At 59.3% G+C, this 21,288-nt stretch carries 21 protein-coding genes; 13 read left to right on the forward strand and 8 right to left on the reverse strand.

Features of this window, described 5'->3' with window-relative positions; translation table 11 throughout:
• Positions 1-63 precede the first annotated feature (63 nt).
• The 5 genes from DESLA_RS0113070 (at position 64) to minE (ending at position 4,487) form a co-directional block, all read left to right on the forward strand.
• Positions 64-1,680, forward strand: coding sequence for an amidohydrolase (locus tag DESLA_RS0113070; protein WP_028572802.1), 1,617 nt, complete (start codon positions 64-66; stop codon positions 1,678-1,680).
• 64 nt (positions 1,681-1,744) lie between these two features.
• Complete coding sequence (gene larB / locus DESLA_RS0113075; RefSeq protein WP_028572803.1) at positions 1,745-2,506, forward strand: nickel pincer cofactor biosynthesis protein LarB; 762 nt, start codon at positions 1,745-1,747, stop codon at positions 2,504-2,506.
• A gap of 168 nt (positions 2,507-2,674) precedes the next feature.
• On the forward strand, positions 2,675-3,358 hold the full coding sequence (gene minC, locus DESLA_RS0113080) for a septum site-determining protein MinC (RefSeq protein ID WP_028572804.1): 684 nt from the start codon (positions 2,675-2,677) through the stop codon (positions 3,356-3,358).
• A 66-nt stretch (positions 3,359-3,424) separates the two neighbouring features.
• Complete coding sequence (gene minD, locus DESLA_RS0113085; RefSeq protein ID WP_028572805.1) at positions 3,425-4,231, forward strand: septum site-determining protein MinD; 807 nt, start codon at positions 3,425-3,427, stop codon at positions 4,229-4,231.
• A 1-nt stretch (position 4,232) separates the two neighbouring features.
• Entirely contained in the window at positions 4,233-4,487 is a 255-nt protein-coding gene (minE, locus tag DESLA_RS0113090; protein ID WP_028572806.1) for a cell division topological specificity factor MinE, read from the forward strand.
• A gap of 287 nt (positions 4,488-4,774) precedes the next feature.
• Here minE and DESLA_RS0113095 read toward each other — a convergent pair whose 3' ends face one another.
• From DESLA_RS0113095 to DESLA_RS23215, 3 genes are read right to left on the reverse strand one after another with little or no spacing between them, the layout of a single operon-like run.
• Positions 4,775-6,142 (reverse strand): sigma-54-dependent transcriptional regulator, encoded by a 1,368-nt coding sequence (locus DESLA_RS0113095; RefSeq protein ID WP_028572807.1) that lies wholly within the window; start codon positions 6,140-6,142, stop codon positions 4,775-4,777.
• On the reverse strand, positions 6,139-6,744 hold the full coding sequence (locus tag DESLA_RS0113100) for a hypothetical protein (RefSeq protein ID WP_028572808.1): 606 nt from the start codon (positions 6,742-6,744) through the stop codon (positions 6,139-6,141). Before DESLA_RS0113100 ends, DESLA_RS0113095 begins: the two co-directional genes overlap by 4 nt.
• A 5-nt stretch (positions 6,745-6,749) precedes the next feature.
• Positions 6,750-8,183, reverse strand: coding sequence for an ATP-binding protein (locus tag DESLA_RS23215; RefSeq protein ID WP_028572809.1), 1,434 nt, complete (start codon positions 8,181-8,183; stop codon positions 6,750-6,752).
• A 351-nt stretch (positions 8,184-8,534) separates the two neighbouring features.
• Here DESLA_RS23215 and DESLA_RS0113110 point away from each other — a divergent pair, with 351 nt between their 5' ends.
• The 3 genes from DESLA_RS0113110 to DESLA_RS21860 all read left to right on the forward strand — a co-directional run bounded on the left by DESLA_RS0113110 (position 8,535) and on the right by DESLA_RS21860 (position 10,946).
• Complete coding sequence (locus DESLA_RS0113110; protein ID WP_028572810.1) at positions 8,535-8,780, forward strand: hypothetical protein; 246 nt, start codon at positions 8,535-8,537, stop codon at positions 8,778-8,780.
• Positions 8,781-9,269: 489 nt separating this feature from the next.
• Positions 9,270-9,941 (forward strand): TIGR04211 family SH3 domain-containing protein, encoded by a 672-nt coding sequence (locus tag DESLA_RS0113120; RefSeq protein ID WP_028572812.1) that lies wholly within the window; start codon positions 9,270-9,272, stop codon positions 9,939-9,941.
• Between the two features lie 138 nt (positions 9,942-10,079).
• On the forward strand, positions 10,080-10,946 hold the full coding sequence (locus tag DESLA_RS21860; protein WP_051434670.1) for an N-acyl amino acid synthase FeeM domain-containing protein: 867 nt from the start codon (positions 10,080-10,082) through the stop codon (positions 10,944-10,946).
• 98 nt (positions 10,947-11,044) lie between these two features.
• Here the strand turns inward: DESLA_RS21860 and DESLA_RS0113130 are convergent, their stop codons facing one another.
• Genes DESLA_RS0113130 through cbiE form a run of 3 tightly spaced genes read right to left on the reverse strand, consistent with a single transcriptional unit; the run spans position 11,045 to position 14,154 of the window.
• Positions 11,045-12,016: a GDP-L-fucose synthase family protein gene (locus DESLA_RS0113130; RefSeq protein WP_028572813.1), complete on the reverse strand. Its 972-nt coding sequence runs from the start codon at positions 12,014-12,016 to the stop codon at positions 11,045-11,047.
• A 12-nt stretch (positions 12,017-12,028) separates the two neighbouring features.
• Entirely contained in the window at positions 12,029-12,814 is a 786-nt protein-coding gene (cobM, locus tag DESLA_RS0113135; protein WP_028572814.1) for a precorrin-4 C(11)-methyltransferase, read from the reverse strand.
• Positions 12,811-14,154, reverse strand: coding sequence for a precorrin-6y C5,15-methyltransferase (decarboxylating) subunit CbiE (gene cbiE / locus DESLA_RS0113140; RefSeq protein WP_028572815.1), 1,344 nt, complete (start codon positions 14,152-14,154; stop codon positions 12,811-12,813). Before cbiE ends, cobM begins: the two co-directional genes overlap by 4 nt.
• A 174-nt stretch (positions 14,155-14,328) precedes the next feature.
• Between cbiE and DESLA_RS0113145 the strand changes: the two genes are divergently transcribed.
• The 3 genes from DESLA_RS0113145 to DESLA_RS21865 all read left to right on the forward strand — a co-directional run bounded on the left by DESLA_RS0113145 (position 14,329) and on the right by DESLA_RS21865 (position 17,391).
• Positions 14,329-14,898 (forward strand): helix-turn-helix domain-containing protein, encoded by a 570-nt coding sequence (locus DESLA_RS0113145; RefSeq protein ID WP_028572816.1) that lies wholly within the window; start codon positions 14,329-14,331, stop codon positions 14,896-14,898.
• Positions 14,899-15,129: 231 nt separating this feature from the next.
• Positions 15,130-16,782, forward strand: a complete 1,653-nt coding sequence (locus tag DESLA_RS0113150; RefSeq protein ID WP_028572817.1) for an AMP-binding protein — start codon at positions 15,130-15,132, stop codon at positions 16,780-16,782.
• A 48-nt stretch (positions 16,783-16,830) separates the two neighbouring features.
• Positions 16,831-17,391, forward strand: coding sequence for a 3D domain-containing protein (locus DESLA_RS21865; protein ID WP_051434671.1), 561 nt, complete (start codon positions 16,831-16,833; stop codon positions 17,389-17,391).
• 215 nt (positions 17,392-17,606) lie between these two features.
• On the opposite strand, the gene DESLA_RS0113160 is transcribed toward DESLA_RS21865, so the two are convergent.
• Together DESLA_RS0113160 and DESLA_RS0113165 are read right to left on the reverse strand one after the other, a co-directional pair.
• Positions 17,607-18,638 carry a glycosyltransferase family protein gene (locus tag DESLA_RS0113160; protein WP_028572818.1) on the reverse strand — a complete coding sequence of 344 codons (1,032 nt, stop codon included), beginning with the start codon at positions 18,636-18,638 and terminating at the stop codon, positions 17,607-17,609.
• Between the two features lie 10 nt (positions 18,639-18,648).
• Positions 18,649-19,326 (reverse strand): phosphoadenosine phosphosulfate reductase family protein, encoded by a 678-nt coding sequence (locus tag DESLA_RS0113165; RefSeq protein ID WP_028572819.1) that lies wholly within the window; start codon positions 19,324-19,326, stop codon positions 18,649-18,651.
• Between the two features lie 403 nt (positions 19,327-19,729).
• Here DESLA_RS0113165 and DESLA_RS23780 point away from each other — a divergent pair, with 403 nt between their 5' ends.
• Both DESLA_RS23780 and DESLA_RS0113180 read left to right on the forward strand, forming a co-directional pair.
• The gene (locus DESLA_RS23780; protein ID WP_051434672.1) at positions 19,730-20,179 is read left to right on the forward strand and encodes a flavodoxin family protein; all 450 of its coding nucleotides are present in this window, start codon (positions 19,730-19,732) and stop codon (positions 20,177-20,179) included.
• Between the two features lie 353 nt (positions 20,180-20,532).
• The gene (locus tag DESLA_RS0113180; RefSeq protein ID WP_028572820.1) at positions 20,533-21,099 is read left to right on the forward strand and encodes a hypothetical protein; all 567 of its coding nucleotides are present in this window, start codon (positions 20,533-20,535) and stop codon (positions 21,097-21,099) included.
• Positions 21,100-21,288 lie beyond the last annotated feature (189 nt).

The following is a 21,288-nucleotide window of genomic DNA, read 5'->3' on the forward strand; positions in this document are numbered from 1 at the left end:
CATTTTCTCGAGCGAAAAACGCATTGCCGAAGCAGAATTGGTATGACATCCTCGCGAGGACCAATGACCCAACCTGATCTGATTCTGGAAAACGCCCGGATACGGACCATGGACCCGGCCATGCCCTGGGCCGCCTCCCTGGCCATGCATGCCGGACGTATTGTTTCCGTTTCTCCGGAACGGAGGCACCCCGAACCGGCCTTTGCCAAGGCCCGCCGGATCGACCTGGAGGGGCGGCTGGTGCTGCCCGGCTTCTGGGATTCCCATTTTCATTACTACCAGTGGGCCATGGGCCGACAGGGCGCGGCCCTGGACCAGGCCCGAAACTTCGGCCACTGCATGGAACTCCTGCGGGAGTTGGCCGAGCGCCCCGGGGAAAGCTACTGGATCCAGGGACAGGGCTTCAATGAGTCCGACTGGCCGGAAAACCGCCTGCCCTTGCGCGGGGACCTGGACCAGGCCTGTCCGGATCGGCCCGTGTTGATCTGGCGCTGCGATCTGCACCTGGCCGTGGCCAGCTCCAAGGCCCTGGAACTGGCGGGGGTGGACGAGGCGGTGGCGGACCGGCATGCGGGGTTGATCGAGCGGGACCAGCAGGGCCGCCTGACCGGCATCCTGCGCGAGGAGGCCGTGAACTGCGTCAAACGGGCCATCCCTGAACCCACCTTCGCCCACACGCGGGAGATCATGGACCGAGCCCAGGCCGGGCTGCACGCCCTGGGCATCACCGGGGTGCACGACGTGCGCCTGGCCGGGAACATCTCCGAGTCCGCGCTGACCTTCCGGGTCTGGCAGGCCCTGCGCCAGGAGAAGCGGCTGCAACTGCGCTGCTGGACCAGCCTGCCCGGGGAGAACCGGGCCGCGGCCGCGGAAATCGGCCTGCGCACCGGGCTGGGGGACGAATACTTGCGATTGGGCCACCTGAAGTATTTCATGGACGGCGGCATGGGCGCCCGAACGGCCTGGATGCTGGAGCCGTACACGGACACCGGGAACACCGGGCTGTGCCTGATCCCGCCCGAGGAAATGCTTCAGGAGGTCCTCCTGGCCGAAGAGGCCGGGCTGGCCGTGATGGTCCACGCCATCGGAGACCGGGCCGGGCATGAGCTGGTGAGCGTTTTCGAGGAAGTTCAACGCCGCCGCCCCCCCTCGGCCATGCCCCTGGCCCTGGAGCACCGCATCGAGCACGTCCAGGTGCTCCGGGAGGAGGACATCCGCCGCCTGGCGGCCCTGAACATGCCGGTCACGGCCCAGCCGCCGAACATGATCCTGGACATCAACATGATCAACCAGTGCGCCGGAGACGTCGGACGCAACGCCTACGCCTTCCGCTCCATGCTGGACGCCGGGCTGTGCCTCCTGTTCAGCTCGGACTGCCCGGTCTGCGACCCCAACCCCCTGGTGGGCATCCAGGCCGCCGTAACCCGGGCCCGGGCCGACGGGACGCCCGAGGGCGGGTGGCATCCGGAGTTGAAAATCAGCCTGGACCAGGCCGTGGCCGCCTACACCAGTTCCCCGGCCAGGGCCTACAACCTCGCCCACCGACACGGCGCGATCAAACCCGGCGCGGCCGCGGACCTTGTGGTCCTGGACCGGGACATCTATACTTGCGACCCCGCCGACATCGCCGCCATCCCGGTGGCCATGACCGTCTTCAACGGCCGCATCGTCCACGAGTAATGCCCCCTCCTCGGCTGACCTTGCTGATGCAGACGCCCGGCGAGAGAAATGCGAGAGGATCATCATGATAAAGAACGAGATGCACCGCCTGCTGGACGACGTGGCCCAGGGAAGGACCACGCCGGACAAGGCCCTGGAACGCCTGCGCTACGCCCCTTTTTTGGAGGTTGGGTGCGGCGTGAACCTGGACACCCACCGAGCCTTGCGCACGGGCCACGGAGAAACGGTTTTCGGTCAGGGCAAGGACCCCGAACAGATGGTCAAGGCCGTGGGCGGCTTGGCCGCTTCCGGGCAGCCGGTGCTGGCCACCAGGGTGAATCGGGAACAGTCCGAAGCGCTGTGCGCGGCCTACCCGCAGGGCGTGTACTGGCCCCGGGCCCGGCTTTTCAGCCTGGGCGCGGAACTCCCCGTAAACGAGCCCTGGCCGAATCAGGGCAGGGTGGTCGTGGCCTGCGCCGGGGCCGCGGATATTCCCGTGGCCCTGGAAGCCTTCGGCACGGCCGCGTTTCTGGGGCTGGACACGGGACTCATCAGCGACGTGGGCGTGGCCGGACTGCACCGCCTGCAACCGCACATGGAGGCCCTGTTCCAGGCCAAACTGCTGATCGTGGTCGCCGGCATGGAGGGGGCCCTGCCCAGCGTGCTGGCCGGACTGACCGGAAAGCCGATCCTCGCCGTGCCCACTTCCGTGGGATACGGGGCAAGCTTCCAGGGGCTGGCCGCGTTGATGGCCATGCTCAACTCCTGCGCCCCGGGCATCGCGGTCCTGAACATCGACAACGGGTACGGGGCCGCCTGCATGGCCGCGAAAATCTTGGCCCAGTAGGGTCGCGACCGTCATATAGTCCCGACTCCCCACGTGCCTCCCTCTGGACTTGTCTTCAAACGCATCCCGCTGTAAACCTTGCCGCCATGACCAAGCACGACCCGCGCCCCTTTCAACCGCCCTCACGCCTGACTGGAAATCTCACCGGCATGCGTCGGAGACAGACGGGTGTCGGCTTTTGAGATCCGGGGCAAAGTCGCCCCGTGCACGCTGTTTCGCCCCTTGACGCCGAACCTGGAAGAACTGACCGCCGACGTGGACAGCCGTCTGAGCCGGACGCCGGAGTTCTTTCGCAACATGGCCGTCATCGTGGATCTGAGCGGGCTGGGGGAGTTACGCGAAAGCATCAATTTGCAGGCCCTGGTCCGGACCTTGCGCGAAAAAGGGCTGACGCCCGTGGGCATCCAGGGCGGGAACGAATATCAGGAGCGCCTTGCCCCGACCCTGTACCTGGGGGTTTTCCCCGCCGGGAAACAAGCCTCTTCGCCAGTGCAGACGGAACAGCCCGCCTGCCCGTCCCAGGAGAAGCAGGCCATGCTGGTGGAAAAACCGGTCCGGTCCGGACAGCAAATCTATGCCAAGGGCCGCGACCTGATCGTCCTGGCCCCGGTCGGGCCGGGGGCCGAAGTCATCGCCGACGGCAACGTCCACATCTACGCTCCGTTGCGCGGACGGGCCCTGGCCGGGGTAATGGGCAATGAAAACGCGCGTATCTTTTGCAAGGAACTGCGCGCGGATTTGATTTCCGTGGCCGGATTTTATCAGGTCAGCGAAGACCTGCCCGAGGACCTGCTCGGCCGACAGGTTCAGGTCAGACTGGTCGGACATCAATTGCTGGTCGAGGCGATCTGATCCGTCCGCCGCCAAGACTCGAAACACATTCAACACCCTGAACAGCGTTCTTGATCAGGAGGAACCGTGGGAAAAATTATCGTTGTCACGTCCGGAAAGGGAGGAGTCGGCAAAACCACCTCCAGCGCATCGCTGGCCACCGGCCTGGCACGGCGTGGTTTTCAAACCGCCGTCCTGGATTTCGACGTCGGCCTGCGCAACCTGGATCTGATCATGGGCTGCGAGCGGCGGGTGGTCTATGACTTCGTGAACGTCATCCAGGGCGACGCCACGTTGAACCAGGCCCTGATCCGCGACAAGCGCGTGGAAAACCTCTATATCCTGCCGGCCTCCCAGACCAAGGACAAGGAAGCCCTGCACCAGGACGGGGTGGCCAAGGTTCTGGAGGACCTGAATTCGCGCTTCGACTTCATCATCTGCGACTCCCCGGCCGGAATCGAACACGGCGCCCTGATGGCCATGCATTTCGCGGACGAGGCCATCGTGGTCACCAACCCCGAAGTATCCTCGGTGCGCGATTCAGACCGTATTCTGGGACTGTTGCAAAGCAAGACCGTCAAGGCCAAGAACGGCGAAGTGATCAAGGAACACCTGCTGCTGACCCGTTACGACCCCGAACGCGTCCAACGCGGGGACATGCTCAGCGTGGAGGACGTTCAGGAAATCCTGGCCATTCCCCTGCTCGGGGTCATCCCGGAATCCAAGTCCGTCCTGACCGCATCCAACTCCGGTGAACCCGTTATCCTGGACGAAGCCAGCGACGCCGGACAGGCCTATGCCGACGCGGTCTCCAGGCTGCTCGGGGAAGACGTCGCTCACCGCTTCATCCAGCCGGTCAAGAAGGGATTCTTCTCGCGGTTGCTGGGGGGTTGAGATGGGTATTTTCAGCTATTTTCGGTCCAAGAAGTCCACGGCCCAGGTCGCCAAGAACCGCCTGCAGATCATCGTCGCCCACGAACGCGCCCAGAACTCTGGCTATGATTTCCTGCCCAGACTGCGCCAGGAAATCCTGCTCGTGGTCCAGAAGTACGTCCATGTGGAACTGGAACACATCAACGTGGACGTGAACCGCGACGGGGACTGCGAAGTCCTGGAGTTCAACGTCACCTTGCCGGACAGCAAGTCATAGCTCGTGGCAACTATTCAGCACATCCTGGGTAACGTCTCCTTCCAACGCTGGATTTCCGCCTTCCCGGGATGTCGTTTTTTTCCCTGCCGTCCCGAATCAAAGTCATACCCGCGAAGGCGGGTATCCAGTCCGCTATCGCACGGATGAGCTGAGTAGTTCGCCCGTGAACCCTTTGCGCGTGAATCGCGCCTTCTGGGCATCCGCTTTGGTCAGCGATTGCCGTCTTTTGTCTCTTGCTCGCTGCAGCCCGATCTCCCTTGCCAATTTCCGAAACATTTGATGGCGGCTCAGACTTCTTCCCCCCGCTTGGGAATTTCAATCTGATATTTCCGCACCTTGTAATGCATCGCTCTTCGGCTGATGCCCAGCAGGTCGGCGGCATCCTTTTGCACCCAGTTCACGTGTTTGAGGGCTCGAACAATCGCGTTGCGCTCGCTTTCGTCCAGGGAAAGCACCGAGGCGTCAGGCTGCTGCGTGGATGGCTCCAGGAGTAGATTCTCGGCGGAGAGCACCGGATTGTCCGACAAAAGGGCGGACACCTCCAATACATGACGCAACTCCCGGACATTCCCCGGCCATGGATACTTCTCCAAGCGAAGCAGGGCGGCTTTCGAAAGGGAGGGGCAAGGCATGTTGGACTGTTCACAGAAGGATTTTAGAAAAAAATCCGCCAGAGCAGGGATATCCTCCCGACGATCCCGCAATGGCGGGACGTGTACCCGAACGACCTTCAGGCGGTAGTACAGGTCCTCCCGAAACGTCCCTTGCCCCACCATGGCCGCCAGGTCGGCATTAGTGGCCGCGACAACCCGGCAGTTGACCTTGGCGACATGAACATCACCAAGCCTGCGCACGGTCTTTTCCTGTAGAAAACGAAGCAACCTGGTCTGCATCTCCATGGATATATTGCCGATTTCATCCAGAAACAACGTGCCTTCATTCGCCGCTTGGATCAACCCCTGCTTTTCCCGCAGGGCATGGGTGAATGCGCCCTTGATGTGACCGAAGAGTTCGCTCTCCAGCAATGTCGGCTGCGTTGACCCGCAATCAACCACCACCAGCGGCCCGTTTGCTCGTCTGCTCATCCGGTGCAGCAACCGGGCGACAAGTTCCTTGCCTGTTCCGGATTCTCCTTCAACGAGCACGGTGACGTCACTTGGGGCAACACGCTTGATCAACGTCAACAGCTTGGCCATGGCCGGGCTTTGTCCCGTCACCAGCCCGATATCCCTCATGCCGGAAGGGACAGGACTCGTCTTTGGTGTGCTCGGCCTTCCGGCAAGCACCTCCTTGACCTTGGCAACGAGCTCCCGCCCATCGAACGGCTTGGTCAAATAGTCGGCTGCTCCCTGCTGAACGGACGCCACAGCCTCGGGGATGCGTCCGTAGGCCGTCAGCAAAATAACCGGCAATCCGGGCCATCCCTTCTGAACTTCTTTCAACAGTTCCTGCCCGTTCAGTCCGGGCATCCGGATATCGGAAAGAACCAGATCCACGGCCTGGTCGTGCAATTGCGCCAAAGCATCATGACCGTCCTGGGCGGTCAGCACGGAGAATCCAGCGGAAACCAACCTTGTTTTCAGAAGGTGGAGAATATTCGGGTCGTCATCCACTACCAGAACACAGTTTTCAACGAGATCTTCTACTTGGCTCAATTAACGACTCCAGGCGCGGAGAGTTGACGTTTTTGTTGCTCCAAAAATTGAAACAAGGCCTCCAGTTCCTCGACCTGGCTCCGCAGCAGGGAGACCTCTTTCTGTAACACCTCGGCCTGCCTGGATTTCTCCTCGTATTCCGCGCGTACCACCCGACTATCCTGCCGCACTGTGTGGAAATCCAAGACAACCTGGAGCACAGGGCGCATCAGGACCGGGGTAAGGGGCACATCTCCATCCTTGAGTCTCGGGGTGAAATTATCAAAATCGTGCAAATGCCGTGCGACCTCGTCCATATCCTCAGCGGACAGCAAGCCGGAAAGAGCCGCTCCCAGCATCGCTCTGTCCAAAATATCCACCGTATCCGTCTCCAGGGCAACCCTGAGGAACAGTGAGCGCGCCTCGACATAGTCCTCACGCTGGTAGGCGCTCAGCGCCCGCGCCAGCCGATCCTGACCCAGGCTCCAGTCCTCCTCGCCCAACGCAGGCCGAAACAAGGCCTGCTCCAGTCTCCACGGAGTCCCACCGGTGGTGCAGCCCAAGAACGCCGTGGCCAGCAAGACCGCCAAGACGAAAGCAATTGTACGAAACAGTCGCTGCATGAACCTTACGCCCTGCGGTCCGAGACCAGGGGGAGCGTGAAACAGAACGCGCTTCCGGTTGATGACGTATCCTCCAACCATATCTCTCCTGAATGCGCCTCGATGATCTGCCGGGAAATGCTCAATCCCAGCCCAGCTCCATCGGAAATTTTTTGTACGCCTTCTCCACGGTAGAAACGCTGAAAAACATACTTTCGTTCTCCCGGGGGGATTCCCGGACCTTGATCCATGACACAGGTCTTCACCATGTTGGATGCCTCCAGTACCGTGACGCTGATTGCGACCAATGAATCGCACGGGGCGAATTTCAGGGCATTTCCCAGCAGGTTGAAGAGCACCTGTTGGATATGTTCCTTGTCGGCTAAAACCCAAATCACTTCCCCTAGCCGAGGTGCCTCGACGGTGATGGATTTTTTCACGGCAATGGGTTGGATCCGCTGGACGGCTTCACGGACCAGATCCAGGAAGGGCAGGGCTTGCACATGGAGCTCGATCCGCTTTGAACCCAGGTTGGATATCTGCATCAATTTCGCAAGTAGATCGGAAAGCCTGTGCGCCTCTTTTTGCGCTATGTCCAGGTAGGCTGACTGTCTTTGATCAACCGCTCCCAGGACCCCGTCCTGGACAAGACTGACGGCCTCCCGGATGCTCGTCAACGGAGTGCGGATTTCGTGGCTGAGCATGGATATGAACTCCGCGCGCATCTGGGCTTCCACATCTAGGCGCTCGGCCATTTCGTTGAACGCCTCAGCCAGTTCCCCCAGTTCATCCGTGGAATTCGTCCGGATCGGCTGGAATTCTTCATCATTAGCCATTCTGCTGATGCCCAGACGAATTTCCCGTAGCGAACGGTTCAAATGCAGGGCGATTCCCAGGCTCGCTGCTACACCAAAAAAAGTCGCTGCCGCGAGCCCCACAAGACCCCAACGGTATGCGGCCTCTCCTCTGGCGTAAATCTCCTGAACGCTCCCATTGATCCTTTCAAAAAGATTCAGGCGATCCATCGAAATCAGGGTGATCCACCGCTCAGTACGTTCTTCGTCAGGAAGTTCGGCATGATCCCCATTGTGGAGATATTTTGCAAGGTCCGCCTGTAAGAAAGAAATTCCAGGAGAAGGATCACCTTGAGTGACAAATCCGTCTACCAGGAGACGGAGGGTTTCCAGGTGATCCCAAGAGGCCGAAAGATACTCCTCCCGACCCAAAATCTGGTACTTCCGAAGATTTTCAAGATAACTCAAAAGAGTACTCATGACTTGATCGGATCTCGCGACCATGGCGAAATCGTCATTGACGATCCGTCCCGATGTGGAGACGACGTCCTTGATTCCCAAGAAAAGGGAAAAGATTATGACGTAGAAGATCGTAATCAGAGCGAGACTCCATACCAGGAGTTTCGTCGTTACTCCGATGCGCAACGGAATCGATGCTCTCTCCATTATCCCTCCCACTCCGGTGTTGCTCCACGGCCCTTCGCTCCGGCTCTATCATGTCAGGCCACTTCACGGATCACAACCGCGTGATTTGACGATTCTCACCCCCCTGTCTTCTGTCAGACGCGGATCACTTGATGCCTCCGGCTTTCAAGCAAGAGGGGGCGCAAAAAATGAAACCTGAGTACCGAAACTGCACGACAACCCACAGGGGGACTCCAGCAAAACCATTTAAATTCAAACTGTTGAGTATGGCACGCGGATTGCTTTTTTGAGATTGTCTCCGATCATCGAGGTCTGGAGGTTTATTCCAAACCGTCACGTCATCATGGCGTGGCCTAATCAGGTGGAGGTTGTATGAGAGGCTTTCTGACTGGAATCGTTTTGGGCTTCGTTTTTATGGTTCCTTTTGCGCTGGTCGCTGGAACGTTCGAAAAAGGGCAGGATATGATTGTTTGCATTCATGAAGGAAGCATGAGCATCGTTATGACGGAAGCAGAGTGCCCAGGCGAAACCCGTGCGGGTACTCTGGTCGAAGTGTCAAGCGAACATGTCGATGTTCAGGTTGATGAGGAAGTGTTTCGCGTGCCTTTGACTCAATAACGGGAATTGGGTTCCGAGAGACGTTGTTTTCGTGGAACCATGTGCCAGAGCAGGAGGTTGCCGTAAAAATTGTCCTCACCTGGAAGAAGGGCATATTCACCGCAAGCAGTGCAATAGCACTGAAGGGTGCTCGCTTGGGAATGACCTGATTCGGAAGTCGGTGATAATTTGCGGCGACCTCCTGAAACTGCTCAAGAAGAACGCAATATCTTTCTCGATAATATTATCTTGGTTGCGTAACGAGAAAAGGAAGATAAAAAAATGCTTGTTCATAATGTCATTGGTATGAGCCTTGTGTTCCTTGCATGCATGATCATTGCAATGCATTCGCTCTTCCGATCAAACAAAAAACATCTCGGAAGAGCTACGCTTGCCGACAAGCGTTGACAACTCACGTTTCAGTCCGATGAAAATACGTCTCGGCTTCAAACCCTCGAAGCCTGCCTAGAAAAAAAACGTATAATCAAACAAGATGGAATCAAAAACACCATGAAGATGCTTTCACGGCTAGCCGCTCTTCTATTCCTATCGCTCCTACTGAACGCAGACGATCTGTTCGCCAGGTCGGTATACGTCGCGGAATTGCAGCAGATCACTCAACGGACCGGCACATCCACTGACCATCGGATCGTGAAGATGCTGCCCTCCGGAGCGTTGCTGACCGTCCTGGAAGAAAGTGATGGGTGGCTGCGCGTGCGGGATGCGGATGGCAGCACTGGGTGGGTACTGCAACGGTTCACTACAACCGAACTGCCTGCGCGGCTGCAACTGGAACAACTCCGGCAAGAACATGAGAACCTTCGAGAGACATCCGGCGGAGCTGTGGGCCGGATCGCCGAGCTGGAAGCGGCAAAGAATCAACTGGAGAGCGCCCTTTCTGAAACAATCAGGAACTATGATGTCTTGGAGCGGGAACACACGACGCTGCTCTCGGAAGCAGCCCATGTCGTGGAACTTCGGGAGCGCCACGATTCCACCATGGCGCAACTGGAGCAAGCGCAAGACCAAGTTCGAAGACTCAGTTCCGACAACGAGGAACTCCGAACATCGGAGCGTCTTCGTTGGTTTTTATCCGGTGGCGGGATCGTTTTCACGGCCTGGTTTTTCGGCTTCTTGAGCGGACGGGTGCAACGAAAACGTCGCGCCGGTCTGCAATACTGATCCCCGCCGGAAAGCTATCTCTCAACTATGCAACTATTTCAGTACATCGGTGCATGGCCATACACCTATTCTGGATTCCATTTAAAATTAGAAGGTTATACATGCGCACGATAACCATGCACGCAGGTTGGTAAAGAAATGTACCGACCCAAGCAAAGATGGCTGCCCTTTTCCAACGAATCGTTTCCGGAAACCATGTGCCGGCACACCCCGGATGATATTGACTACGTATTCAAAATCGCGGACGATTCGAACGAGCTTTGCCAAGCTTATCACCTTCTCTACAAGGAGTACCTGAACGCCGGCTACACTCAAGAAAGTCCACGAGAACTTCTGTTTACGCCACACCATCTGCTCCCCACAACCACGGTCTTCTTGGCCAAGGCCAAGGAAACCGTCTTGTCCACCGCCACCCTTGTCTACGATTCCAAGCCGTCCGGCCTGCCCATGGACGCCTTGTTCCACGCTGAATTGAATACATTGCGCAAAAAAAACCGAAGAATCCTGGAAGTCTGCTCTCTGGCCTCCAAGAGCTGCGTTTTTTCGCGGCGTGGCATCCAAAATTTCACAAAGCTGATTTTCCTATATTGCGTTTTTTTAGACATCGACGACGTCTGCATCATGGTCAATCCGAGACACGTCCACCTGTACAAAAACAGATGCGACTTCGAGATCTTCTCGGAAGAAAAATATTATCCAAAGGTCAATGCCATAGCCGTGGCTTTGCGTGCCGATGTGCACAAGGTAAGAGAAAAGCTCGGTCGAGTATTCTTAAAATTTTCCTACCAATATAAACTCTTCTCCTACTATCTTTCCTTGAGTATCGCCATTGACGCCAATATTTTCAGGGGAATCGACGACTCTCAATCCTCGAAAACTTGCCGCAATCCCCTGGACGCAAACCTTATCAACCGGATTATGGATAACAAGGGAGATGTCCTGTCAGAGCTTCCCTTGGCATTTAAAAAACTGCTCTATGAGACCTACCCCGGGATATGCATCTGAAAGCCGGCCGTGGATAGATGACGTTGAACAAGATACATAAGAAGCTTGTAGATGACTTCGCACGAGGCCGGTCTGTTTTCGGCCCTTTGTGCATCACTTTATTCACCATTCGATGATTGGTTGGAGAGGAAATCCCGGTAGGTCAGAGCCAATCCCTCCCGCAAACCCAGGGTGGGTCGCCAGCCCAAAGCTCTCATTTTCCCCACGTCCAGCAGCTTGCGCGGAGTGCCGTCCGGCTTGTCCGTGTCCCAGACGATCCTTCCTTCGTACCCGACTGTCTCGCGGACTATCAGGGCCAATTCCTTGATGGTCTGGTCCTCGCCGGAGCCGATGTTCAGCAGCGGCGCGATGTCCTCCTTCAGCAGCCCGGCATAGTCCTCCTCGGGCGAATCCATCAGGTACACACAGGCTCGGGCCAAGTCGTCCACGTGCAGAAATTCCCGGCGCGGCGCGCCCGTGCCCCAGAGCGTGACATGCGGCGCGCCGGAGGCCTTGGCTTCGTGGAACTTGCGGATCATGGCCGGGATGACGTGGCTGCCGGCCAAGTCATAGTTGTCATTGGGGCCGTAGAGGTTCGTGGGCATCACGGCCAGAAAGCGGGTCCCGTACTCCCGGTTGTAGGCCCAGCACATCTCGATGCCCGCGATCTTGGCCACGGCGTAGGGTCTGTTGGTGGGCTCCAGGGGACCCGTGAGCAGATACTTCTCTTTCATGGGCTGCGGGCAGTCCCTGGGAAAGATGCAGGACGACCCCAGAAAGAGCAGCCGTCGCGTTCCGCAACGCCACGCCTCGTGGATCACGTTGGTCTGGATGGCCAGATTGACGTGAATGAACTGGGCCGGATAGGTGTTGTTGGCCAGAATTCCGCCCACCTTGGCCGCTGCCAGAAAGACGGAGTCCGGACGTTCCTGCTCAAAAAACCGGCGCACGGCCCCTTGATCGGTCAAATCCAGCTCCGCGCTGGTCCGCTGAAGAACGTTCCGGCACCCCTTGGCTTCCAAAGTCCGCACCAGGGCCGAACCCACCAGGCCGCGATGGCCGGCTACGTAGATTTTTGCGTTGTTTTGCATGGCGATGTGTTTTTACAGGGTTTGGTTCTCTTCGTTTTTTCGAAACCCGTGTTCAAACTCCGGGGCGTAGAGTCTGGAGGTGGTGGCCAGTTCCTGGCTGGGGAGGACGAGAAAGATGGTCTGGCGCTCCCAGAGCGGTTTTGCCTCGGTCGTGGCCAGTTTGTCCAGGGTCAGGCGCTGGATGTTTTCTTCCGGCCAGCCGACGCGGTGAGCGGCGATGATCGTGGTGTCCGGGGGGTAGCCGCCGGCGAGCAGTTCCTGGGCCAGCTTTAGGTGGCTGGGGCCGCTGAGGTAGACGGCCAGGGCCGCCTGGTGGACGGCCAGCCCCCGGAGCTGTTCCAGCTCCGGGACCCGGGTCCGGCCGTCCAGGCGGGTCAGGATCAAGGTCTGGCACATCTTGGGGATGGTGAAGGATACGCTGGCCGCGGCCGCCGCGGCCATGGCCGCGGTCACGCCGGGGACCACGGCGTAGAAAATCCCCTCCGCGTCCAGGAGCCGAGCCTGTTCGCGCACCGCGCCGTACAGGCCGGGGTCGCCGGTATGCAGCCGGACCACCCGTCGGCCCGCATGGACCGCCTCGCGGATCAGTTCGTGGGTCTGGTCCAGGGTCAGTCCGGAGGAATCCACGATCCGGCATCCGGGCCTGGCTCCTTCCAGCGTGGCCATTGGAACCAGGGAGCCGGCGTAGATGATCAGGTCCGCTTCGCGGATCAGCCGTTGGGCCTTGAGGGTCAGCAGTTCCGGGTCACCAGGACCCGCGCCGACGAAGAAGACGTTGGGAGAAGGCGTTGAACTCATGGCTTGGGCTTGTGACTGCTGAGCAGAAAGACGGGGTTTTGGGCGCTGATGCGCAGGTCGTCGGCCAGAGGAACGCCGTGCCCGGCCTGGATCTGAACGATTTCCAGATCAAGGCCGCGGCGCTCCAGGAATGTTTTGGCCCGGTGCATGCTTCCCAGAAGCACGGTCGCGGCCACCAGCTTCCCACCGGGTTTGAGCCTGCCCCAGGCTGTTTCCAAAATATCCTGCGGAACATCATCCGGGCCGCTTTCCTGGGTGTTGCCCAAGCTGCTTTTGGGGCTGCTTTTTAGGCTGCTTTTTGAGCTGCTTTCCGGGCTGCATACTAAACTGCTTCCGAGGCCGCCGCCGAGGAAAATCCGATCCGGGTCGGGTAACGCTTCCAGACATCCGGGCATCAGCCCGTGGGCCACCTGGACCCAGAAGGCGTTGGTCCGCCGGACGTTCTCCCGAATCATCGCGGCGCGGCGCTCCTCACGTTCCACGGCCACCACGCCACCCCGGGACAGCAGCAGGCCAGCCTCAATGCCCACGGAACCGCATCCGGCCCCCAAATCCCAAAGCAGATGATCCGGCTCCAGGGCCAGGGCCGCCAGGGCCGCGGCCCGAACCGTCGGCTTGGTGATCAGGCCGCGCTCGTGAACGTAACTCTCAACGGCCATGCCCAGGGTCAAGGTGACTTCCGACTCCTGAACGCGCTCCAGAAGGACGAGGTTCAACGGAGAGAAGGCACGTTCGACGGCCTGTTCCAAGGTGTACGCATCCCAGTTCTGGCTGGGCAGTCCCAGGTCCTCGAAAACCCACATTCGGAAGCTGTCCGCCCCGCGTTCCAGGAGCATCCCGGCCAGGACCGCCGGGGTATGCCGCTCGTCCGTATACACGGCCACCCGCTGTTCGCGGCCCAGGGCCGCGAACAGCGGCGTGGTTCGATCCCGACCGTGCAGGGAGACCGCCGGGACGTCCTGCCAGGCGATGCCCAGCAGTGCCGCGGCGGCCTGGAGCGTGGTGGTTCCGGGATGCAGGCGAACGTTTTCACGTCCCAAACGGCGGACCAGAAGCGGACCGATCCCGTAAAAGCAGGGGTCCCCGCCCACCAGCACCACCACGCGGCGTCCGGCTTCCCAAGCCTGGTCCAATCGCTCCAGCGGCGAGGCCAGGGGAGCCTTGAGCACAACTCGTTGGCCGTGAAAATCCGTGTATTGATTCAAGATCCGTTCCCCGGCCAGCAAGAGATCGGCCTCCTGGATCAAGTGATCCAGCTCCGTACGGTCATGACGCGGGCTTTGCCCCAGTCCGAGGACTTCCACGGGGTGGCGGATCGGTTGGGCGGGATGAAGGGACATGGTTCGGGCCTGAGGGTTGCGCGAGGGCTGGATGCTGAATATGACAACCTTTCTTGACGGCTGGAGAACGTCTTGCCGGGGCGAAGGACCGTTTGCCAAAAATCCTTCACGACAAGGCGAAATATGTTTTCAACCGGACCGCCGCGGCGGTCATGCTTACCAAAGGTTCGGATCATGAGCAAAGAAAACGTCGGCGACAGAATCCGCAAGCTGCGGGAGGAGCGGGAAATCAGCCGGGAGCAGCTGGCCGAGCGCACTGGCTTGGCTCCGGAATTCATCGCCCGCATGGAAGACTCCGGAGACGTCCCTTCCCTCGGCCCGTTGTTGAAGGTCGCCCGAGGGCTGGGCGTGCGCTTGGGCACGTTTCTGGACGATCAGGTCAGCCGCGATCCGCTGATCGTGCGCCTTGAAGAGCGCCAGGCCGGACTGAACATGCACAAGGACCACGGCGGCCCGCTGGCCCTGCGCTTCTTCCCCTTGGGCCTGGGCAAGACCGACCGCCACATGGAGCCCTTTTTCATCCAGGTGCTCCCTGACCCGGCCCAGGAGAACCCTCTCTCCGCCCATGAAGGCGAGGAATTCATCGTGGTCGCCTCCGGAGAGATCGAACTCCGCTACGGTCAGGAGGTCCAGCGGCTCAAGGCCGGAGATTCGGTCTATTACAATTCCGCGGTTCCGCATCATGTGGGCGCGGTGGGCCCGGAATCCGCGGAGATCTACGCGGTATTGTACATCCCGGAGTAACGTTCAGCCTAAACCAGTATCACTACAGTGACACTTCCTTTTCCATCGTCTGATCAGGATTTTTAACCACGGGGCACACGGGGAACACAGGGAAAAAAGTTATGGATTGACGGAATACCTTCCCCCTGTCCCCCGTGGTTTAATCATCAGCGGCGGCAGAGGGTGCATCAACATGTCGAAGTAGTGATATATTTTGAGATCAACGAAATAAACGCCTCTCACGGAGCATTCGTGGACAAGCCAATCCTTCGAGAAATCACCCTGGGCCGGCTTCTGGACGAGGCCGTCAGGGATTATCCGGACAATGACGCCGTGGTCTACGTGGACCGCAACTTCCGCCTCACCTATCAGGAGTTCGGGGAGGTGGTGGATCAACTGGCCAGGGGCCTGATGCACCTGGGGGTGCAAAAAGGGGAGAAAGTGGCGATCTGGGCCACCAACGTGCCCTACTGGGTGGCGCTGCAGTTCGCCACGGCCAAAATCGGCGCGGTGCTTCTGACCGTGAACACCAACTACAAATCCAGCGAACTGGCCTACCTTCTGGAGCAGTCCGAGGCGGAAAACATCTTTCTGATCGACGGGTTCCGGGACACGGACTACGTGGCCACGGTCAACGAGCTGGTCCCCGAATTGCGCGTCGACCCTCGCGGCCATCTGCGCAGCAAGCGGTTTCCGCATCTGAAGCGTGTTTTTTTTCTGGGGCCGGAAAAGCACCGGGGCATGTACTCCATTCCCGAACTGCTGGCCCTGGGGCACATGGTCTCCCAGGCCGACTACCTGGCCCGCCAGACCACGCTGGATCCCCACGACGTGGTGAACATGCAGTACACATCCGGGACCACCGGCTTTCCCAAGGGGGTGATGCTCACCCACTACAACATCGCCAACAACGGCTTCTGGATCGGCGAAAACCAGCTCTTCACCCACAAGGACCGAATCTGCCTGCCGGTGCCGCTGTTTCACTGCTTCGGCTGCGTGCTGGGCGTGCTGGCCGCGATCAGCCACGGCAGCACCCTGGTGATCCTGGAAGGATTCAACCCGGTGCATGTGATGGCCTCGGTGGAGCAGGAGCGCTGCACGGCCCTCTACGGCGTGCCGACCATGTTCATCGCCGTGCTGGAACACCGCCTGTTTCCCAAGTTCGACTTCAGCTCCCTGCGCACCGGAATCATGGCCGGATCGCCCTGCCCGGTGCGGGTGATGCGCCAGGTCATGGACAAGATGTACATGCGCGACATCACCATCTGCTACGGCTTGACCGAGACCTCGCCGGTGATGACCCAGACCCGGGTGGACGACGACGTCAACCGCCGGGTGGCCAGCGTGGGACGGGCCATGCCGGCCATCGAGGTCCGGGTGGTGGACCCGGAAACCAACCAGCCCGTGCCGCCGGGCGTCCAGGGCGAGGTCTGCTGCCGGGGCTACAACGTGATGAAGGGCTACTACAACATGCCCGAGGCCACGGCCCAGACCATCGACGCGGACGGCTGGCTCCATTCCGGAGATCTGGGCGTGATGGACGACGACGGCTACCTGGCCATCACCGGACGGATCAAGGACATGATCATCCGGGGCGGGGAGAACGTTTATCCCCGGGAGATCGAGGAGTTCCTGTACACCATGGAGGGCATATCCGACGTCCAGGTCGTGGGCGTGCCCAGCCGCAAGTACGGTGAGGAAGTGGGGGCGTTCATCATTCCCAAGCCCGGCGTGACGCTCACTCCGGAAGAGGTCAAGGACTTTTGTCGAGGCAAGATCGCTCGTTACAAAACGCCGAAATACATCGCCTTCGTGGAGTCCTACCCCATGACCGCCAGCGGCAAGATCCAGAAATACAAGCTGCGCGAAACCGCGGGCAAGCTGTTTCCCGAGGCCATGCGCTGACCCGGCGCGACGGCCTTGTCCGCAGTCTGCTCCACCAGGGACCATTTCATGCGTTTCTCCCTTCCGATCATTGTCGTCCTTGCCCTGACGAACATCTACCTTCTGGCTCAGTCAGGCGCGCCCGTGCGGGATATGGAGCCGGTTTCGGGCGAGGAACGCTTGGTGAGCGCCGAGCATCAGCTGGAACTGCTCAAGGCCCAGGACAAGATCACGATTCTCAAGCTGATGCTGGACCGCTACCGCGAGGCCAATACCCACCGGCTGCGCCTGACCGCCTACACGGCCAGACCGGAGGAAACCAACGAAGATGTGGACAACACCGCGATCATGCAAACCCCGCGACCCGGGTGGACGGTGGCGGTCTCCCACGACCTGCGGGGCTGGCTGGGCAAACGGGTCTACGTGGAGGGCTTCGGAGTACGGTTTGTCGGGGACCTGATGAATCCCAGATTCACCAAATCCATCGACGTCCTGGTGGCGGACGTGGACGAGGCCCTGGCCATCGGCGTGATCCAGGACGTCTTCGTGACCCTGATCGAGCCTCTTCTTCCGGAGCACTACGACGGCGACTTCGATATCACGGCCGTGTTCAACTGGAATCGGGAATAACGGATCAATCCCGAAAGGGTTGTGTGTCCGCTCTTGCTCCGGCAATCGGGGTCGGTATCGGTGTCGGAACAGGAAGTAATATTGAACGCCTCCCGGCTTTTTCGATCCCGATTCCGACTCCGACCCCGACCCCGGCAACAGCATTACTCTGTGCTGAGTCGTTACGAGATTTGAGCCGCGACGCAACAATTGGAGTTTTTCTTCGGACTATTCGGTTATCCGAACGTCTCCAGGCAGGCGTCCCGAGCCATTTCGGCATAAAAATGACGATGTTCCAGGGGCAGGGGCAAGGCCTTGTCCGTGGCCAGGGAGGCGTAGGTCTTGAGCAGATGTTCGCGGACCAGCCTCATGCCGTTTTTGCGTCGGGTTCCGGCTCCGGAAGCCAGGAGTTCCTCGACCAGCTGGATAATTTCCCGGGCCCGGATCGTGGCGCTGTGATCCCGCTGCACCCGACGCTTGCCGCGCCGGGCGATTTCTCCCAGCCGTTCCGGATCGGCCAGGGCCTCGTGAGCGATGCAGGCCGCGGCTGAGGCATCGTTGCTGGGATAGATCAGGATTTCCTCACCAGGGACAAACGCATCGCGCAGGCCGTTTTCCACGTCCTCGGTGAGCACCGCCGCGCCGCAGGCCGCGGCCTGGAACAGGCGAAAATTCAACTCCCCCACCACGCTCTGGTTGATCACGATCCGACTGCGCCCGAAGATCGGGGCGTACGCGCCCTGCTGGACAATGGTCGGGCAAGTCTGACGGAACCGGCGCAGAAACGGCCCTCGATTTGGATTCAGCGGTGGATTCAGCGTCCCCACGAAACTGACCGGAATGTCCCGCTCCACGCCGGGATCCCGGTCCACGTCCAAACGACAGTAGAGCGGAAACCAACGGCATTCCCGCCAGGCCCGAGGGTCCCAAAACAGCTTCAGATAATCCTTCTGGGCCACCAGGAACAGGTCGAAGGCCCAGCTGTACGGCACATGCCAGGGGTTGCAGTACTGGTCGATGGAATACCCCACCACCACCCCCGGCAGTCGTTCCAGGCCAAAGACCTCCAGCGGTCGACAGCGGTCCACCCAGACGGTCAGCTCCGGCCGGAAATCCCGGGCCGAAAGAATCTCCCACAGTTCACGCGGACCGATGAGATGCTCCAGGGTTACGTCATGCCCCGCCCCCTTGCCCATGGTCAGAACGTGGTGCCCCATGTTCCTCCAGGCCGGGACGAAGTCCGTTCCGCCAACACTCAGAATGCGCATGCTTCGTGCCTCAGAAGTATCCCAGACTCCGCAGTGTTTCCATTTGCCGTTCCTTATCCTGATCCCTGCCGGCCCGCTCCCCCCCTCCCGCGGCCTGATCCGGCATCGCGGTACAGGGAATGCAACCCAGGGAGCGGTAGCCTTGGGTGTAGAGCGTGCAATACGGCAGCCCTTGTTCCATGATGCAGGCCCAAATGTCCATTTCCGTCCAGTCCAGGATCGGGTTGACCTGGAGATAGTCCGGGGCTTCGCGAAGCTCCATGGGCTTGCGCCCGCTTCGGCTGGCCGATTCGTCCCGGCGCAGCCCGGTGAGCAGGGCGGACAGGCCGAGATCGCCGACGGCCCGCTGTAAAGGGAAAATTTTCAGATCACGGCAACAGGCCAGCTTGTCTTGGGCCACGGGATAACCATCCAAAGGGATGTCCGGGCGCTGCACGTGCAGGTCAACATCCCACTCCCGGGCCACCTGATCGCGCAAGGCCAGCACCTCGGGAAACTTCAGCCCGGTATCCAGATTCACGGCCCGGCAGGGAGCCATGCCACGCTCCTGAAGCAAAGAACGCCACAGCCAGAGGACCACGGTGGAATCCTTTCCCCCGGTCCAGGCCACGGCGGTCCGTTCAGGACCGTGTCCGGCCAGAACCTGTTCAAGGATGTGCCGGGATTGGAGAATTTTTTCGTGAAGCATGGTGTTTCGCCGCAGTTTCATTCATTCTGTTGTATGGCTCCGGGCTTGAGGTGGCCGAGCCAAAATCCGGACGGGCCGCGTGGAGCTCCGTTGCCGGATAAACAGTCCACGGGGTGAGAACATGCCCAGGACGAAATCCGTTGTCCAGGTATAAGGTGGATCTGCTTTTGACCTTAACAGTTGAAAAATCCCCAATTGCTGCGTCGCTGCAAAAAATTCAAACTCTCACGTATGAATAAGTACGCTTCGATCTTAAGTTTTTTTTTGCTCCTTGCACTTGGGGTTTTTGAACGGACTGTGAATAGGGACTTTTTCAGCACTCAGTCAAAGACCGTACTTTTCAAAAACGTACGTATCTGCTCTATTCATCGCGGACGGCAACCATCAACGCAAAGAGAATAATATGTACGCCATCGCAGTCAACGGTAGCCCTCGCAAGGGCGGCAACACGGAATTCCTCTTGAATCGCGTCCTCGAACCCCTGGCCAAGGCAGGCTGGGAGACGGAATTAGTCCAGGTCGACGGGCAAAATATCCCCGGCTCGGTCTACAGAAACATGGGCTCTGGTCGGGACAAGGGCGAGGTGGAAAAGGACGCCGAGGGGCTTGGCAACATGAAGAATCTTGGTCAGGTTATCGCCTGGCTGGGTCAGGCGATACAACCGCATGTGGGCAGCTTCCCGGCCCTGGCCGTCTGTCCGGAAATCCGGGCCACCCTGCGCATCCCGGACGATCACGCCATCGGCTACGCCTTGCTCTTCGGACGCCCGGCGGTGCAATACCACCGCCCCGTCAAGCGGAGGCCGGCCAGGGTCAACATGCTTGGGTTAGGAGACCCTTCAAAATCATTTTGAACGGCCTCCCCATCCCCCTGAACGACATCGCCGGGGCGCCCAGCGCCCCGGCGCTCACCTCAACGCAAAAACTTTCATGGACACACAACCAGCATCATTCTTGCCCGGTTCCTTGAATGTGATTCGCCTCGTTTTTTTGACTCTTCGACCACTCCGCATAATACTGACCTCGGGAGGGGCAAAAAGGTGGTTTCAACGACTGAGAAGGTTGGTCCTGGGCAGCTAAATGTCATGAAAAGTAAGGCATTGTGCGCGGCCAGGTTTGTGTCCGAATAGGGTTTTGACAATCCGTGGCGAGGAGAGGTGGCTTTTTGCGAAGTCAGGATAATCATACTGTTAGGCTGCATAATCACATGCAAGAACATCTGGCTTCGGCGAACGCGAGAGCGGCTCAACTGATCTCAATAGCCGAGCAGTTGTTCGGCCCCATGAGCTCACCTTGGACGTACGCTGGAGTCACGTTTCGCGATCAGCCTCCGCATCTGTACTACTTTCCGGAGGCAACTTCGGTTCAAATCGCATTAAGTCTGCGTGCTGTTGGGGATGATCTGCAGCGAGACTTTCAGCTTTCTCACGAGGTATGTCATCTCCTGTATCCGTCGATCGACCCTATTCAGCCCGACGAGCCAAGAACAATCGTCCTGAATGAAGGTATATCGGCCTACTTTTCCGTGATTGTCGTCGCCACTGACTATGGCGACGAAGCTGCGGGGATCGCCCTCGAAAACCTGGCCACGCACTCACCCAATTACTTCAGGGCATTCAAGCTCGTGTTAGCGTTGATGCAGCGCGATAGAGACGCAATAAAGAAGTTAAGAGCCATTCAACCGATGATCAATGAGACTGTCACGCAAGACCTGCTTGCAGCGGACCTTGGACTGACGCAGGAAGAAGCCGAAGATCTGGTTGCAATATGCTGAGGTCAACGACATCTAAGGAGTTGATGGCTGCCGCGGTGCCGCCTAACAAATCGTTCGAGAGGGACGCTACGTCGGCAAGCCGACTTCGCGCCCCTCAACTCAAATGTTCCACACCCGAGAACAGCATGTCCCTGAAACTGGATGAACCACCGTTGACACCCGAACCCATTCAGATTGAAGGAAGCACCT

Source organism: Desulfonatronum lacustre DSM 10312, assembly GCF_000519265.1.
GTDB lineage: Bacteria > Desulfobacterota > Desulfovibrionia > Desulfovibrionales > Desulfonatronaceae > Desulfonatronum > Desulfonatronum lacustre.

Excerpts from the sequence above, each read along its gene's own strand:
- DESLA_RS0113070 (WP_028572802.1), top strand. The coding sequence starts at position 64 with ATGACCCAACCTGATCTGATTCTGGAAAACGCCCGGATACGGACCATG.
- larB (WP_028572803.1), top strand. The coding sequence starts at position 1,745 with ATGATAAAGAACGAGATGCACCGCCTGCTGGACGACGTGGCCCAGGGA.
- minE (WP_028572806.1), top strand. The coding sequence starts at position 4,233 with ATGGGTATTTTCAGCTATTTTCGGTCCAAGAAGTCCACGGCCCAGGTC.
- DESLA_RS0113100 (WP_028572808.1), bottom strand. The coding sequence starts at position 6,744 with ATGCAGCGACTGTTTCGTACAATTGCTTTCGTCTTGGCGGTCTTGCTG.
- DESLA_RS23215 (WP_028572809.1), bottom strand. The coding sequence starts at position 8,183 with ATGGAGAGAGCATCGATTCCGTTGCGCATCGGAGTAACGACGAAACTC.
- DESLA_RS0113110 (WP_028572810.1), top strand. The coding sequence starts at position 8,535 with ATGAGAGGCTTTCTGACTGGAATCGTTTTGGGCTTCGTTTTTATGGTT.
- DESLA_RS0113120 (WP_028572812.1), top strand. The coding sequence starts at position 9,270 with ATGAAGATGCTTTCACGGCTAGCCGCTCTTCTATTCCTATCGCTCCTA.
- DESLA_RS21860 (WP_051434670.1), top strand. The coding sequence starts at position 10,080 with ATGTACCGACCCAAGCAAAGATGGCTGCCCTTTTCCAACGAATCGTTT.
- DESLA_RS0113130 (WP_028572813.1), bottom strand. The coding sequence starts at position 12,016 with ATGCAAAACAACGCAAAAATCTACGTAGCCGGCCATCGCGGCCTGGTG.
- cobM (WP_028572814.1), bottom strand. The coding sequence starts at position 12,814 with ATGAGTTCAACGCCTTCTCCCAACGTCTTCTTCGTCGGCGCGGGTCCT.
- cbiE (WP_028572815.1), bottom strand. The coding sequence starts at position 14,154 with ATGTCCCTTCATCCCGCCCAACCGATCCGCCACCCCGTGGAAGTCCTC.
- DESLA_RS0113145 (WP_028572816.1), top strand. The coding sequence starts at position 14,329 with ATGAGCAAAGAAAACGTCGGCGACAGAATCCGCAAGCTGCGGGAGGAG.
- DESLA_RS21865 (WP_051434671.1), top strand. The coding sequence starts at position 16,831 with ATGCGTTTCTCCCTTCCGATCATTGTCGTCCTTGCCCTGACGAACATC.
- DESLA_RS0113160 (WP_028572818.1), bottom strand. The coding sequence starts at position 18,638 with ATGCGCATTCTGAGTGTTGGCGGAACGGACTTCGTCCCGGCCTGGAGG.
- DESLA_RS0113165 (WP_028572819.1), bottom strand. The coding sequence starts at position 19,326 with ATGCTTCACGAAAAAATTCTCCAATCCCGGCACATCCTTGAACAGGTT.
- DESLA_RS23780 (WP_051434672.1), top strand. The coding sequence starts at position 19,730 with ATGTACGCCATCGCAGTCAACGGTAGCCCTCGCAAGGGCGGCAACACG.
- DESLA_RS0113180 (WP_028572820.1), top strand. The coding sequence starts at position 20,533 with ATGCAAGAACATCTGGCTTCGGCGAACGCGAGAGCGGCTCAACTGATC.